Raw genomic sequence first — 14,724 nt, 5'->3', positions numbered from 1 at the left:
CTTTAACACCTCCCAGCGCGACCGTTGTGCTAAGATGTGATTCACTAACAGTTGGTAAATTTAACCACTTCTCTGAGGTCCACGATGCAACAGAACCTAATTGGCGAGTCTCCACGCTTTCTGTCAGTGTTGGATAAAGTATCAAAGCTGGCGGCAATCGATCGACCGGTGCTCATTCTGGGCGAACGCGGTACCGGTAAAGAACTGATTGCCCAGCGTTTACATTATTTGTCTAAACGCTGGGATCAGCCGTTGGTGTCGCTTAACTGCGCCACATTAAGTGAAGGCCTGATTGACTCAGAGTTGTTTGGTCATGAAGCTGGCGCCTTCACTGGCTCCAAAGGCCGGCATCAGGGCCGCTTCGAGCGCGCGGAGAATGGCACTCTGTTCCTGGATGAACTCGCCACCGCCCCTCTGCTGGTTCAGGAAAAGCTGCTGCGGGTCATCGAATACGGCCAGTATGAACGCGTAGGGGGCAATCAGTTGCTCAGCGCCAATGTACGATTGATTTGCGCCACCAATGCCGACCTCCCAGTTCTGGCGAGTGCCGGGGAATTCCGCGCTGATTTATTAGACCGTCTGGCGTTCGATGTCATTCATTTGCCGCCACTGCGAGCGCGCCGTGAAGATATCCTGCTTCTGGCCGAATACTACGCAATCAAAATGTGTCGCGAATTGGATCTGGCGCTGTTTGTCGGCTTCTCTACCCGAGCCATTGAGCAGTTGTTGGCTTATCAGTGGCCGGGCAATGTACGTGAACTGAAGAATGTGGTCGAACGGGCAGTGTATCAGCATGGTATCAGTGACGCACCAATCGACGAAATCGTACTGGATCCCTTTCAGGTCGAGTGGCAGGAAGAGACAAAAACGGAACACCCTGAGAAACCAAACGAGCAAGAGTTCAGCTTTCCGATGGACTATAAACAGTGGCAAGAACATCAGGATAAGTGGTTGTTAGATCAGGTGATGGAAGCGGCTAAATTCAATCAACGCCGCGCAGCAGAACTGCTCGGGCTCAGCTATCATCAGTTCAGAGGCATGATGCGTAAATACGACATGACCGGGCAAAAATAGACAATTTTTTGAGGAATCCCCTTTCTACTCAATGTTTTTGTGCGTTTTAGTGATACATTGGCAAAAATCTGGGGCATAATATCAGGCTTTGTTCCGCCGTGAACCACTTTACTGTTCTTTCTATGAAAGCGATCATTCGACTGACACTTGGACTATGTAGCCTCGGCCTGCTGGCTGGCTGTGGCGACAAAATCGACCATAGCAAGGTACGCCAGACGGGCTTTGTTTATTGCGGTCAGGGTAGTCCGGACACATTCAACCCACAGCTGGTCGACAGCGGGATCACCTCTGAGACACTGAGCCCGCAGCTATTTGATACGCTGCTGGTTCTGGATCCTAAATCTCACCGGCCCATCGCCAATCTGGCGAAAAGCTGGCGGGTCGATGCGTCCGGGACGCAATACACTTTCACCTTACGCCAGGGCGTCTGGTTTCAGACCACCCCATGGTTTACGCCGACCCGCACGCTGAACGCAGACGATGTCGTGTTCAGCTTCCGCCGTATTATCGATTCGTCGCACCCCTTTCATTACGTAGGTAACGGCCAGTATCCCTGGTTTCACGGCATCGGCTTCTCCAACCTGATTCAGGAAGTCCGCGCGCTGTCTGACTCTGAAGTATTGTTCATCCTCTCCCGTCCGGATAACACCTTTTTGTCGAACATCGCCACCAGCCACGCTGTGATTCATTCGAAAGAGTATGGCGACGAGTTGGTGATCAACGACGAAAAGCCGTTGATGGACTCACAGCCGGTTGGCACCGGGCCATTTTATCTCGATGACTATCAGGTCAACGATCTGGTGCGTCTCAAGCGCAACCCAACCTACTGGAAAGGTCCGGCGAAAATGGAGCAAGTCGTCTTTGACATCTCCCACCGCGGCACTGGTACACTGGCGAAACTACTGCGCAAAGAGTGCGACGTACTCAATTCGCCAATTTCAAGCCAGTTGCCAGTCATCGAGCGCCAGCCAGGGCTCGATTTGGTGGCCAAACCGTCAATGAACATCTCGTTTATCGCCGTGAATACATCGCATCCGGCACTCAATGATAAGCGGGTGCGAAAAGCACTTAACTTCGCCATTAACAGGCAGAACATTCTTGATTCTGTGTATTACGGCACTGGCCAGGTAGCGTACTCGGTATTGCCACCCGATTCCTGGGCTTATCAGAAAGACACCATTCAGGTTCGTTATGATCGTAATTATGCCATCGCTCTGCTGCGTGATGCCGGTTACAAAAATGGTCTGGAACTGAATATGCTGGTACCGCTTGAGCCACGCGCTTACAACCCGAGCCCCCGGAAAACAGCAGAGTTGATTCAGGCTAACCTGGCCGACATCGGTGTCAAAGTGAACCTGTTGACCGATGATCGCTTTAACCGTAAAGAAGCGGTGGAGCAAGAGCACGTTGATCTCTTCTTAACTGGTTGGAATGCCGCGACCGGCGATCCGGATAACTTCTTCCGGCCACTGCTGTCATGCGATTCCGAACGCGCCGGGCTTAACGTGTCATTATGGTGCAACAGCGATTTCGACTTCTTGCTCGATCTGGCACGGGAAGTTGATCGGCCTCGTTACCGCCTCAATCTTTACAAGCAGGCACAAAACATCCTCAATGAGGAGTTCCCGGTGATTCCTTTGTCACACGGGATGCAATTTCAAGCTAAGGACAAATCACTGGTGGGCTTTAAAATCAGTCCGTTTAACTCTCAGCCTTTCGACCTGGTAGAGAGGGCTAAATAGTATGTTTGTGTATACGATTCGTCGCTTCAACCTGTTTATCATCACGCTGTTGATTCTGACCATTGTCGGCTACAGCCTGTTGCGCCTCGATCCCGAGTCTCCCTGGGCGCTGCAGGATTTCTGGCAAGGCTGGGTGTCCTACCTGCGCGAGTTGATCCAATTGAATTTCGGTGTGAACAAAGCTGGCACGCCTGTGATTGAAGAACTGAAAATCGTCTTCCCTGCGACGCTGGAGCTGTGTTTTATCGCTTTCATTGTCTCGCTGCTGATTGGCATCCCACTGGGCACCATTGCCGGCATGAAACCGGGAAAATGGCTGGATACGGTGATCTCGTTTGTCTCCATGTCCGGTTACTCAGCGCCGGTCTTTTGGGTGGCGCTGCTGCTCATTATGGTGTTCTCTCTCCACTTTCAGATCCTGCCCGTATCCGGTCGTTATGACTTACTGTATGAAGTCGAACATGTCACGGGGTTTGCTCTGATTGATACCATGCTGGCCAAAGATATCTACCGCGCACATGCACTGCAAAGTGTCATTGAACACATGATCTTACCGTGTCTGGTTCTGGCGCTGGCACCAACAACCCAGGTTATTCGCCTGATGCGTACATCGGTGGCGGAAGTCATCACACAAAACTACATTCGGGTCGCTCGCATCCGCGGTCTGTCCAACTATGAGATTGTGACCCAACACGTGCTGCGCAACGCCATTCCACCGATCATCCCGAAGATTGGGGTTCAGCTCTCAAGCATGCTGACGCTGGCAATCATCACGGAATCGATTTTCAACTGGCCGGGCATCGGCCGCTGGCTGCTGGACGCTCTGGCTAATCAGGATTACGTCGCCATTCAGGCAGGTGTGATCGTGGTTGCGACCTTAGTTCTGACCGCCAACATTCTGTCTGATTTGATCGGCGCGATGGTCAATCCGCTGGTAAGGAAAGAGTGGTATGCTAACAAATAACATTTATCAGGAAGAACGCATCCCGACTCAGTTTGAGCGCTTCTGGCGCAGTTATCGGGCCAATAGCCTGGCGATGTTCGGCCTTTGGTGCCTTGTCTTGCTGCTGCTCATCACTCTGTTCTCTCCCTGGCTGACACCGCATGATCCACAAGCTCAGACTGGCGAGCTATTGGTCCCGCCCTCCTGGAACCCAGCGGGCACCGTTGATTATTTCTTCGGCACCGACGATCTTGGCCGCGATATCCTGTCACGCCTGATCAGCGGCTCACAACTGACCTTTGGCGCCGCAATTCTGATCACGGCTATCGCGACCGTAGTTGGCTGTGCGATCGGTATTCTGGCCGGCATGACCAGAGGGTTGTTGTCCAGTACGCTCAATCACCTGCTGGATACCGTGATGTCTATCCCGTCACTGCTCTTAGCGGTTATTTTTGTAGCTCTGCTTGGTTTCGGGGAATTCAATGTCCTGTTGGCGATTTGCCTGGCTCTGATCCCCCGATTCATCCGTTCGGTCTACATAGCGGTGCATAATGAAGTCGAAAAAGACTACATCATGGCGGCACGATTAGATGGCGCCAACGATTTTTATTTGCTGTGGAACTCTATTCTGCCGAACATACTGATTGTGATCGCGCATGAGATTACTTTTGCTCTGTCTCTGGCTATTCTTGATATAACGGCACTGGGTTTTCTCGGTCTTGGTGCACAGGCACCAAGTACCGAATGGGGCGCCATCATCGGTGACTCTGTGGAGCTGATTTATCTGGCTCCATGGACGGTGACACTGCCCGGCCTGGCGATTATGTTCACTGTTATTGTTGTCAACCTGGTCGGCGAAGGCGCCCGCCAAGCGTTGAATGCGGGGACGGAATAATGCCACTTTTAGATATTCGACACCTGACCATTGAAATCGATACCCCACAGGGCATGGTCAAAGCAGTCGACCGTATGAGTATCACCATGAGTGAAGGTGAGATCCGCGGCCTGGTGGGCGAATCTGGCTCAGGGAAAAGTCTGGTAGCAAAAGCCATCGTAGGTGTCTGTAAAGACAACTGGAAAATTACCGCTGACCGAATGCGGCTCGGTAACATCGATCTGTTGCAACTGACGCCCCGAGAGCGACGCCGGGTAATCTCACGTGACATCGCGATGATATTTCAGGAGCCCTCCACCTGTCTTGACCCTTCTGAAGAAGTCGGCAAGCAATTGATCGAATCCATTCCATGGCGTGCTTTTGAAGGCAAATGGTGGCAACGGTTCGGCTGGCGAAAAAAACAGGCCATTGCCCTATTACACAAGGTCGGCATCAAAGACCACTCACGGATCATGAACAGCTACCCGTATGAACTGACCGATGGTGAGTGTCAGAAAATCATGATAGCAATGGCGATTGCCACCAAGCCTAAGCTGCTGATAGCCGATGAGCCGACTAACGACTTGGACCCGATTACCCAATCGCAGATCCTGCGTCTGCTCAGCCGGATGAACCAAATCAACAATACGGCGATCATGCTGATCGGCCATGACCTGACGACCATTACCCAGTGGGCGAACCGCATTACCGTGATGTATTGTGGTCAGTCGGTTGAGTCCGCTGACACCGCCAAAATTCTCTCTGCGCCAAAGCACCCGTACACCGCTGCGCTGCTGAAAGCGATGCCCGATTTCAGTGACTGGATTCCGCACAAAGAGAAGCTGCAGTCACTGCCAGGTTCGATTCCTCCGCTCCAGCACCTGCCGATTGGTTGCCGCCTAGGGCCTCGCTGCCCATACGCACAACGCCAATGTGTAGAAAGCCCGCATACGCGCCGGGTAAAAAACCATAAGTTTGCCTGTCACTTCCCGTTGAATATGGAGAAATCGAAATGAGTGCGCTGCTAGAAGTCAACAGTCTGACGAAAGACTTTGTGACCCGCAGCGGATTGTTCCGCAAAAAAGTGCATCACGCGGTAAAGCCGGTCAGCTTTACGCTTGAAGCAGGTCAAACGCTTGGTTTTATCGGCCAGAATGGCTCAGGCAAGTCAACGTTGGCACGTATGCTGGCCGGGGTTATTGAGCCATCTTCAGGCGACATTTTCGTTAATGGGGACAAGCTGGAACATAAGGATTATTCCACACGCTGTAAGCTGATTCGGATGATTTTTCAGGATCCCAATACCTCATTGAATCCGCGTATTCAGATTGGCCGGATTCTCGAAGGTCCGCTGAAACGAAACACCAACATGCCGCCAGAAGCGCGCATAAAAAGGGTCAAAGACACTCTGCGGCGGGTGGGCTTATTACCAGAGCATGCCTACTTTTATCCGCAAATGTTGGCGGCCGGTCAGAAACAACGGGTATGCCTGGCTCGGGCACTGATTCTGCAACCCTCAATTATCGTGGCCGATGAAGCGCTCAACGGCCTGGATATGGCGATGCGCTCGCAGATCATCAACTTGTTTCTCGAGTTGCAGGAAGAGATGGGGGTATCGTTCATTTACGTATCCCAGCACATTGGGATCATCAAACACATCACCGATAAGATCATGGTTATGCATGAAGGGGAAGTGGTTGAATTCGGCGAGACACTCGATATTCTCTCGAACCCGCAGCACATCATTACCCAGCGCATGGTCGAGAGCCACTTTAACAAAGCGCCCTGTTTTAAGTAATCGCAGCACATCCGCCCGGCATAATAAAGGCTCCATCAGGAGCCTCTACTACATTGACAGATTACGCCAGTTCAGCTTGTAGCCATGGCCAACCCTGCTTCTTACGACTCAGGGTATTCTCCATCATCAACTGGCCATTCTGTTCATGTTTTTCCAGTTTAGACGCCCACTCACCCTTGTAGATCAAGCGAGTTTGAGCTGTCGTGATGTCTGTCAACATCACCGCCGCAAACGCCAGTTGATCTTCCTCGCAGCGACGTTGCAAATCCGCTTCCAGTGCTTCGATCATACCATCCACCTGATCCAGGGTTGCCAGTTCAACCTGACCAACCACTACATCACGGCCGTTGAATGGGTAGGCTTTAAGATCTTTTTCAACCAATTCCGCCGCCGACAAGCCTGCAATGTCCGTTTTTGCGATCAGCAGTGCTTTGATGAAGCCGTCAAGATCGGTCACACCAGCGATCTCTGCCAGTGCGTGTACCGCTTCTTCATCTTTTGGCGTGCATGTCGGAGAGGCGAAACCCACGGTATCTGACAAGATGGCCGACATCATCAGAATAGCTAACGGACGCGTGATGGTCGCTTGTTCCATTTTGAACAGGTTAAACAAAATGGTGCAGGTACATCCTACTGGCCAAATCCAGGCTTCCAACGGATTCGTGGTCATCACATCACCCAGACGGTGATGATCGACAATACCTAAGATTTCCGCTTGCGCAATGTCATCCGGCGCCTGAGCCAGATCCGTGTAGTCCACCAACCAGACTTTCTCACCGGCCACACTGGTGCACAGCTCAGGTTGATCGACTCCGGCTGTGGCGAGAATGTGTTGTGTCTCACGGTTGATTTCACCTTGACGAACCGGCTTCGCGCTCAGACCACGAGCTTTCAGCAACTCAGTCGCTACCAGAGCACCACAGATACTGTCACTGTCTGGGTTCTTATGACCTACCACTAGAATCATGTTATTTCCTGTTATTTGATGTTGTCCCTGAACGGCGGAAACCATCAGGGTAATTGCTCACAAAGGCGGCTACTTTACCTGAAAACGACAGATTGTCATTGTCTGAGAGCAAGAAAAATGTGACGGATTGGCGGTCAAAAAAACTATTGCGAATGATTATCAATTACCTATAATGAGAATAATTCTCATTATAGGTAATTGCGTTGCGTATGCTGACAATAACTCTTCCCCGCTGGCTGTCGGTTTCACAGTTTCAGCTCGCACATAAACGGTTAATTTTACCAGCATTGTTATCCGCCCTGCTGTTAGCACAACCGACACGGATGGTGACCGTCACGACGTTATCTGATGCTTTTTGGGCAGTCTCCTGTTACGTGGCCTTTACCCTGGCGCTGTACCACTACCTGGCCATTGTAATGAGTGGCAAAAACCGCCTTGTCGCGCTGTATCAGAGCTCACGCTCAGGCCAGGTTGTATTGGCCTCTCTGCTGGGTGCCTTGCCCGGGTGTGGCGGTGCGATTGTCGTAACTACTCAGTTTGTCAGTGGCCGGGTCGGATTCGGCGCAGTCGTCGCGGTGTTGACCTCAACCATGGGCGATGCGGCCTTCCTGCTACTGGCGAGCGAACCAGTGACCGGGTTGTTGGTCATCACGATTGGTATTGCCGTTGGATGCGTCTCGGGTCTGACCGTGAATGCCCTTCATCGCGACGATTTTCTGCGGCCAGATCCCCCTTTAAGTGCACAGACCTGCCAACGAGAGGCGTCCCATACTCCACTTGAACAGACCGCCATTAATCTGCAAGGCGCATTCTGGAAATGGTTACTGCCTCCGGCAATGATCGTGGCATTTCTGGGATCTTTTCAGGTCGACGTCAATCATCTGTTGGCATTGCCGGGCATGACCATTGAATGGTTAGGCGCGCTGTTGGCGGTAGTGAGCACGTTACTCTGGGCGCTGACGAAAGAGATCCGCGACTACGAGTCAACCGTATCGGAAGACAACAAGCTGGTTTCGTCTCATCCGCTGCAAAAAACCGCTCAGGACACCAATTTTGTCAGTGCCTGGGTCATCGTGGCCTTTCTGATTTTTGAGTTGTCCGCGCACTTTACCGGTGCCAACCTGGCCACGCTATTTTCGGGCTGGGGATGGCTGCTTCCTTTGATGGCCGTGGCCGTTGGTATGCTGCCAGGTTGTGGCCCGCAAATCCTGGTCACCAGTTTATACATATCCGGTGCGGTGCCTTTGTCTGCACAACTGGCGAACGCTATTTCCAACGATGGCGACGCACTGTTCCCAGCCATCGCCATGGCGCCCAAAGCGGCCCTGATGGCCACTGTGTACTCGTCAATTCCTGCCCTGTTGGTCGGTTACGGTTATTTTTTGATGTTTGAATAACTCTGATTAAGGCCCAGATCTGAGTGCACTCAGGCGGTAATAATCGCGCGGCTCGATAAACCGGCCTGCAACGGAATTTCCATGATCTGTACGGGCTCTTCACACAGCTTTTCACCACTCCAGTAATCGTACCAATACACTGGGTGATCCGCGGTCAATACCACATCCCGCGCACTCTGCTGATAATTAAACAGACAGTGCAAATCGTTGCGATCGGTGAGTTTCAAAAATGCATGATTAAGGCCGAGTGCGGTAAAACGGGCCGCTTCCTGCGTGTGCTTATGGCGGATCATGAGTTTAGCGAGTGATGTTTTGGCAAAAGAAGTCAGCTCAGGCAAGGGATCCCCCGACAACAGCAAACCACCACACGCCAACAACACATTACGGTGAAACTCGTAATACTGCCGCTCCGTCGCCTGATTCGGCAAGGAAACCAAAGTGGCGCAATCGGGATCGATCTGCCATAGCTGACGATGTTGCCAACTGCGAAAGAAGGTTTCTTTCGCAATTTGTTCAAAGCGACGAGGATCCCGCTCCACGTCATCAGAGACACGCATTGCGTCCACCAGCCCCAGCGATGGCCACATCGGTGCGTTGCACCCCAATAACCAGGCATCGCCCGCGCCCTGTGCTATCGCTGCCATACCCATTCGATATGCTTGTACACCAGTTACGCCGCTTTGCCAGCGGCGCCCTTTGAGCGTCCCCCAATAATTCGCATCCAGCTTAAACAGCTCCACACCCCACTCTTCACGCATGGTGCGTACCACCGTTGTCAGGTGCTCTTGCACATCGGGGTTAGAGGTATCGAGAATGTACCAGGGTGTGCAGCGCCATCCTCCATAGGTGACGTCTTCCGCTTTCAGCAGTGAGCCGTCCGGTTGGCGCACAAACCAGTCCGGGTGGTTTTGAAACACTTGTGACTCCGGCTGAGCAATAAACGGCGCCAACCAGATGGCCGGCTTCTTACCCCGGCGGCGAATATCCTGAATCAAGGCTTTCACGCCGGAAGGGAACTTATCAGACGGCGTCAGCCAATCCCCCATGAACGCCTGATACCCGTCATCCAGCAGAACCCACTCCAGCTTATCGAGTTCATGGTTCATGTGTTCGACATTGTCGAGAATATCCTGCTCGGTCACATCGGCGTAGTAGGCATACCAAGAACACCAGCCAATCGGCGCAGTCTGTTTGACGCCTGCTCTGGGAAAATGATGGCCCGTAATCCGTTCTGCGTACTCGCGCAACAAGCAGGATAATGACGTCGCAGACAACACCACTACCGATTCCAACTGGTTCGTTTCCCAGTCTTGCGGACAGGTGTACTCACCATCCAGATAAGCGGTGATGACTGGTTTGCCTTGCTGCTCACTGATTTCAAAATAGCCGGCAAAACGGTAGCAAGAGGTGAACCCATACAAGGTGTAACCAAGTGAATCTTCAACCAACAGATAGTTGTAGTAGCGTTTGCGAGCCTGATGGGAATAAATCCGATAGCTAGTGCTGTTGTCCGGGCAACGTCCAATGTCGATGGGGTGCGCAACGGTTCCCGAAGTTTGCGCCAACATCTGAAAGCCGTCGCCGAGCAACACCGCACTTGATTCACAATCAAACGAGCATTGGAACAGCGGATACGCATCGGACAGCGCGTCATTGGACAAGCCAGAATAGGTAAAACTGACCTGATTGCCTTCCACCTGTGCGTGCAGATTCGAGTTAAGCACCTCAAGTTCACGATGGTTGGCAAGGGTAAGGAGGTAAGACATGGCAGTGACCAAAAACATATTAACTGTTTAAATTACAGCACCCTGCCCGCTACTTGTCTATTTGAAACGCTGTACAAATAGTTACCCCGGTCACGCTTTTTTCCTTTGTACCCCTGCCGGAGACACAAAAGTGCCGGCCCAAAGGCCGGCATTTCAGCCACTAAAGAAAACAGGATTAAGCCACTTCGATTGGCCCGCCAAACGCGGTGACAGGCGGCACTTTACCGCTGAATTTATCAAAGTCGACAATACAGGTATTGGCTGATGTGGCCTGAGCCAGTTCAGACGAACCTATATCCAGTGTCAGTGTATTCGGGTCGCCATAAGTACATATCGCGCCTTCTTTTTCATTCAGCGGTCCGTACCAGGCGCCCTCTTCGATGCGGATAACACCTCGTGGATAACTGTCACTCAGAACCGCTCCGGCCAGCAATTGGCCGCGGCCATTGAACACTCGCACCAGGTCTCCGTCCTGAATGCCTTTGGCTTTGGCGTCATCCGGGTTGATGTAAACAGGTTCGCGCCCTTGTACCGCATAACTCGCACGGAACGCTTCAGATTCACACATCTGTGAGTGCAGACGTTTATCCGGATGGCATGACTGCAACCAAAACGGATACCGCTCTGAGCCAGGCCCGCCGTGCGAACGTTCCGTTTTTTCAAACCACATCGGGTGTTCCTGACAGTGCTGGTAACCAAAACGCCCAATTTTACGAGATGTAATCTCGATAAAACCAGAAGGCGTCCCAAGTGCATTAAGCTCCGGATCATTGCGAAAATCGGCATGGCGAACCCAGGTTTTGCCTTCACCAAACTCCAGGACACTCTGCTGCCAGAATTGCTCGAATTCCGGCATCTCGAACTTACCGTCATTGGCTTTTTTGCAATCGTTATATAACGCGCGCACCCACTCCATCTCATCCATACCACGCGTGTATTCTTCGTGGCGGCCAAAGCGGCGTGTCAGCTCAGTAAAGATCTCAAAGTCGGTGCGCGACTGGAACAGCGGATCGACCAAGCGATGCATCGCAATGAGCCCTTTTCCTGAATACGATCCGTAAGAGTCAATATCATTACGCTCCCACTGTGTACAAGCGGGCAGGACGATGTCGGAAAAACGGCAAGTGGCGGTCCAGTTGAAGTCGATCGTAACGACGGTTTCCAGTTTACGAAACGCCTGCTTCATCTTGTTACGATCCTGATGGTGGTGCCATGGGTTATTGCCGGAAATTACCATCATTTTGAAGCCAGGGAGCGTGACCGAATTACCGTTGTGGTTGATCTTCTTACCCGGCTCCATCAGCGCATCAATCCATCGCGCTACGGGAATGGTGCGGCTGTAACCATTGAAATCGTTATTGTCCCATTTCGGCTTACTGCCCTGATCCAGGTTGCGCGGAAAACCGCCCGGACCGGCGAAGCCAGTTGATGGAACACCGATACCGGAATAGTGGTGACCATAAGAAATACCGCCACCAGGCAAACCAATCTGGCCGACCATTGCCGCCAACACCGCCCCCATCCAGTAAGGCTGCTCGCCGTGCTCCTGACGCTGAATACACCAGCCAAACAGTAACTGAGTGCGGCCTTTCACCAAAGAGCGGGCAAACTGACGAATCGTCTCCGCCTCCACCCCGCAAATCCCCGCCGCCCACTCAGGGGTTTTCTCTACTTTGTCTTTGGTTTCCCCCTGTACATAGGTGATGAACTCATTAAAACCCAGGCAGTAGGTCTTGATAAACGCTTTGTCGTACAACGCTTCGTTATACAAAACATGGGCCACCGCCAGCATAAAGGCGACGTCCGTTTGTGGATTGATATACAAATGGTCGTTTTGCAAAAACCGTTGCGTCTTGTTTTTGACCGGATCGACCGAGATCACTGTGATTTCACCCTTAGCAACTTTCTCTTTGAGTTGATCCAAATAGCCGTAAGACTGGTGCGTTTCACAGTTCCAGCCCACTTGCAGGTTTTTCACCGGATCGTTCGCCCACAATACAATGGTATCCGAGTTGTTGAGGATCTCCGGCCAGGATGTCCCCTGAGCGTAGACTTCTGTCGACCCCAGTACGTAAGGCATGATGGTCTGCCCGGCGCCGGTCGAGTAATCGCCAACTTTGGTGATAAAGTTGCCGTGCATATTGACAGCACGCTGCATCATCGCGGTACAGTTGTGGAAAGATCCTGTCTGATTCCAGCCGGTTTGACCGGCATGTAAGGCCCAAGGGCCATACTCTTTCTGTACCCGCTCCAGCTCGCGGTAAAACAGATCGATGGCTTCATCCCAGGTGACGCGCACAAAGCGGTTGTTCCCCCGGGTATCAGCGCTGTATTTGTGCTTTTTCAACCAATCCAAGCGTACCATCGGATAACGCACGCGCGACGGGTTATAGATAATCCCCTGAATACCATTCAGCATGTCCGTGGGGTGAGTATCGGTTTCCAAGGGTTTGATCGCCTGAACCTTACCTGCGTAGACATGCGCACGGAACGCGCCCCAGTGTGAGCCGGACACTTTCCAGCTGCCGGTCGTTTCTGCCGCGCTTGCCGAGGCTGACGCCAACAGACTCGGACCGATCACAGAGGCCGCGCTAGTAGCAGCCACACCTTTAAGAAAACTTCTACGTGTAATCGCCATTTCAGTTACTCCATCTGACGCAGATTAGTGATGACCTTCAGAAAAATCTGAAGAGTGCTTTTGCAGGTATTTCAAGACCAGGGCTTCGGTGTCAGTATCAAAGTTCACAAACGCCAGCATACCGTCAAACATACCAGGCCAGGTGTTGGCGTCGAAATGGTCTTCTTTAGGCTGGGTATGGCAAACGGAACAGTTCGTTTTGTAAGCGGCACCGGCCTTCTCCCATACGGGCGTAATATCGTTCAGCATGGCTTGTTTCTTCATCCATACTTTGGCGGTCACTTGCTCCCAAGGCAGGCCGGTCAACTCATCCACTTTCTTCTCACCTTTGGTCACGACCGCGTCACTCAGCGCTGTATCTTTCAGCAATGATGCTGTGGCGATGTTCATGCCGAAATCTTCCTGAATCACGCGGCCAAAGCCTTTGGCTTTGCGCCAGCCAGAGATTTCAACCGCCACCATCTCACCTTTGGTATCCACCACCGTGACGGCGGAGGCCGGATTGAGCAGTCCCGCTTCCACTGTCGCGTTTGCATCTTCATAAACCGGCAGATGACGCACGCTGATCAAAGTGGCCCCTTTGGCGTAATCCGTATTGGAAGCAAGTGCTTCCAATTCACCGACAATACCAGCTGCACTGTCCATATTTTTCGGCAGGTTATGCGCTATCCCTTTGTGGCAGTCGAGACAACTCTGATCTTTTTCTGCCGCCTGTTTCATCTGAATGCGCGCCGTCGGTGACATCTGCTCAAAATCCATCGAGTCATAGTTATGGCAGTTTTTGCACTCTAATGATTTGTTGGCCGAAAAACGGTCCCATTCGTGTTTCGCCAGTTCAATTCGGTGCTCTTCAAACACGCCTTCTTCACCATAGTTGCCAAATACCTGGGCAAACACTTCTTTGGACGCCTGCATCTTGCGTGCGATCTTATCTGTCCAATTATGAGGAACGTGACAGTCAGGGCAGGTAGCCCGAACGCCAGAATGGTTCTTCCAGTGGACGGTTTCCTGCAGTTCCACATAGACGTTGTCACGCATGGTGTGGCAACTGATGCAAAACTCTTCCGTATTGGTGGCTTCCAGCGCCGTATTAAAGCCACCCCAGAAGATGACCCCGGCAATAAAACCGCCCATAGTCAAAACACCCAAACTGATGTGGACGGCCGGACGAGTCAGGGTATGCCAAAATTTAACGATAAATGCTTTCATGATCGGTTCTCTCAATATTCTCGATGAAACGTAGTGCGGCGTATCTACGGTTATCCGTGTGCACCTGGAGGTCCGAAGACAAACATTTGCAGCATCCAGACAATGAATCCGTACCCACCGACGAAAGCGACGCTTAGAATAGGAAACAAAAGAACAGTGATGAAGAGGAACGCCTTCCACTCCAAAGCGCGTTTTTCTCCGCCTTCTTTTTTATTAACATTGCGCATACATTTTCCCGTATTATTTTTGGAAGCATGATTTATTTGATAGGCAGTGGCTGACTACCCACTACAAGTAATAAGGAGAAATGTTAGAC

Annotated in this window: 12 protein-coding genes; 7 read left to right on the top strand and 5 right to left on the bottom strand. The window is 51.9% G+C overall.

All coding sequences use genetic code 11. The features are described from left to right. The first annotated feature begins 84 nt into the window (after nucleotides 1–84). The 6 genes from pspF to CAG65_RS20890 all read left to right on the top strand — a co-directional run bounded on the left by pspF (nucleotide 85) and on the right by CAG65_RS20890 (nucleotide 6,431). Nucleotides 85–1,074: a phage shock protein operon transcriptional activator gene (pspF, locus tag CAG65_RS20915; protein WP_161454877.1), complete on the top strand. Its 990-nt coding sequence runs from the start codon at nucleotides 85–87 to the stop codon at nucleotides 1,072–1,074. A 122-nt stretch (nucleotides 1,075–1,196) separates the two neighbouring features. Continuing rightward, entirely contained in the window at nucleotides 1,197–2,816 is a 1,620-nt protein-coding gene (locus tag CAG65_RS20910; RefSeq protein ID WP_021707114.1) for an ABC transporter substrate-binding protein, read from the top strand. A gap of 1 nt (nucleotide 2,817) precedes the next feature. Beyond that, entirely contained in the window at nucleotides 2,818–3,780 is a 963-nt protein-coding gene (locus CAG65_RS20905; RefSeq protein WP_021707115.1) for an ABC transporter permease, read from the top strand. Beyond that, complete coding sequence (locus CAG65_RS20900; protein WP_161454876.1) at nucleotides 3,767–4,654, top strand: ABC transporter permease subunit; 888 nt, start codon at nucleotides 3,767–3,769, stop codon at nucleotides 4,652–4,654. Before CAG65_RS20905 ends, CAG65_RS20900 begins: the two co-directional genes overlap by 14 nt. After that, nucleotides 4,654–5,649: a peptide ABC transporter ATP-binding protein gene (locus tag CAG65_RS20895; RefSeq protein WP_161454875.1), complete on the top strand. Its 996-nt coding sequence runs from the start codon at nucleotides 4,654–4,656 to the stop codon at nucleotides 5,647–5,649. Before CAG65_RS20900 ends, CAG65_RS20895 begins: the two co-directional genes overlap by 1 nt. Then, on the top strand, nucleotides 5,646–6,431 hold the full coding sequence (locus CAG65_RS20890; protein WP_161454874.1) for a peptide ABC transporter ATP-binding protein: 786 nt from the start codon (nucleotides 5,646–5,648) through the stop codon (nucleotides 6,429–6,431). Before CAG65_RS20895 ends, CAG65_RS20890 begins: the two co-directional genes overlap by 4 nt. Before the next feature lie 61 nt (nucleotides 6,432–6,492). On the opposite strand, the gene CAG65_RS20885 is transcribed toward CAG65_RS20890, so the two are convergent. Continuing rightward, the gene (locus tag CAG65_RS20885) at nucleotides 6,493–7,398 is read right to left on the bottom strand and encodes a manganese-dependent inorganic pyrophosphatase (protein ID WP_161454873.1); all 906 of its coding nucleotides are present in this window, start codon (nucleotides 7,396–7,398) and stop codon (nucleotides 6,493–6,495) included. A 209-nt stretch (nucleotides 7,399–7,607) separates the two neighbouring features. On the opposite strand from CAG65_RS20885, the gene CAG65_RS20880 reads away from it, so the two are divergent. After that, the gene (locus tag CAG65_RS20880; protein WP_161454872.1) at nucleotides 7,608–8,795 is read left to right on the top strand and encodes a putative manganese transporter; all 1,188 of its coding nucleotides are present in this window, start codon (nucleotides 7,608–7,610) and stop codon (nucleotides 8,793–8,795) included. A 29-nt stretch (nucleotides 8,796–8,824) separates the two neighbouring features. On the opposite strand, the gene CAG65_RS20875 is transcribed toward CAG65_RS20880, so the two are convergent. The 4 genes from CAG65_RS20875 to torE form a co-directional block, all read right to left on the bottom strand. Then, nucleotides 8,825–10,561, bottom strand: a complete 1,737-nt coding sequence (locus CAG65_RS20875) for a glycoside hydrolase family 36 protein (protein ID WP_161454871.1) — start codon at nucleotides 10,559–10,561, stop codon at nucleotides 8,825–8,827. Between the two features lie 175 nt (nucleotides 10,562–10,736). Next, a complete protein-coding gene (gene torA, locus CAG65_RS20870) occupies nucleotides 10,737–13,199 on the bottom strand; it encodes a trimethylamine-N-oxide reductase TorA (protein ID WP_161454870.1) in 2,463 nt (820 codons plus the stop codon). A gap of 24 nt (nucleotides 13,200–13,223) precedes the next feature. Then, the gene (gene torC / locus CAG65_RS20865; RefSeq protein WP_161454869.1) at nucleotides 13,224–14,408 is read right to left on the bottom strand and encodes a pentaheme c-type cytochrome TorC; all 1,185 of its coding nucleotides are present in this window, start codon (nucleotides 14,406–14,408) and stop codon (nucleotides 13,224–13,226) included. Nucleotides 14,409–14,458: 50 nt separating this feature from the next. Further along, nucleotides 14,459–14,635: a trimethylamine N-oxide reductase system protein TorE gene (gene torE / locus CAG65_RS20860; protein WP_161454868.1), complete on the bottom strand. Its 177-nt coding sequence runs from the start codon at nucleotides 14,633–14,635 to the stop codon at nucleotides 14,459–14,461. Between the last annotated feature and the right edge of the window lie 89 nt (nucleotides 14,636–14,724).

Source organism: Vibrio sp. V39_P1S14PM300 (assembly GCF_009904765.1).
GTDB classification, from domain to species: domain Bacteria; phylum Pseudomonadota; class Gammaproteobacteria; order Enterobacterales; family Vibrionaceae; genus Vibrio; species Vibrio proteolyticus.
This window is presented reverse-complemented; position numbering and strand designations above follow the sequence as displayed.